Source organism: Microcoleus sp. K5-D4 (genome assembly GCF_036704575.1).
Lineage (GTDB): Bacteria > Cyanobacteriota > Cyanobacteriia > Cyanobacteriales > Microcoleaceae > Microcoleus.
The window spans coordinates 1-1,180 of sequence record NZ_JAUBSD010000223.1 but is presented as its reverse complement, the minus strand read 5'-3'; the positions used below and the strand labels follow the sequence as shown (position 1 = coordinate 1,180).

The window sequence follows — 1,180 nt, the reverse complement described above, 5'->3', positions numbered from 1 at the left end:
AGTTTCGCAGTTCCTGCCACCATCAGCGCCATCGCCAACACTGCTAGCAGCACCTCAACGAGTCCAGACCCCAATCCTGCCAACAACAACGGCCGTGAGCCTGGCGCAACTGTTACCACCACTATCACCGCTGCCCCCACTCCGACTCCCCCACTCCCACCGACTCCGACTCCAACTCCCGCCAACAAACCACCGATAGCTAGCAACGTCAACCTCGAAATCGCCCCCAGCAGCGCTGTGGCGATCGCAGGACTCGGAGGAAGCGACCCCGACGGTTCGATCGCATCCTTCACCATCAACACCGTCCCACCCGCAAATGAAGGGCTGATATTTTTAGGCAATCCCGATACTGGCGGCACGATTGTCACCGCAGGTCAAATTCTGACACCTGCTGACATTAACCAATTATTTTTCCAATCGACAGCCAACTTTACAACAGCAAATTTTACCTACAGCGCTACAGACAACCAGGGTGCCACCAGCCCCGCCAGTGCTACTGTATCGGCGCTGCTGCCGGTGCCAAACCAACCGCCCGTAGCTAACAACGTCAACCTTGAGATCGGCCCCAGCAGCGCTGTGGCGATCGCAGGACTCGGAGGAAGCGACCCCGACGGCTCGATCGCATCCTTCACCATCAACACCGTCCCACCCGCAAATGAAGGGCGGATATTTTTAGGCAATCCCGATACTGGCGGCCGGATTGTCACCCCAGGTCAAATTCTGACACCTACTGACATTAACCAATTATTTTTCCAATCGACAGCCAACTTTACAACAGCAAATTTCACCTACAGCGCTACAGACAACCAAGGTGCTACCAGCCCCGCCAGCGCTACTGTCTCTGCCATTCCCCTGAACGAACCAACACCACCAACACCAACACCACCAACACCACCAACACCAACACCACCAACACCACCAACACCAACACCACCAACACCACCAACACCAACACCAACACCACCAACACCACCAACACCAACACCAACACCACCAACACCACCAACACCGGCGCCGGAACCAGCACCACCAACACCGGAACCAACACCACCAACACCGGCGCCAACACCAACACCACCAACACCGGCGCCAACACCAACACCACCAACACCCGCCCCCGAACAACCAACACCGACGCCAGAACCAACCCCCATATTCAACCCAGTACCCGAACCCGATA

General features: G+C 56.6%; 1 protein-coding gene. It reads left to right on the top strand.

Translation table 11 applies throughout. The features are described from left to right. A partial coding sequence (locus QUA77_RS29165; RefSeq protein ID WP_445302116.1) for an Ig-like domain-containing protein occupies positions 1–1,180 on the top strand: 1,180 nt, incomplete at both ends.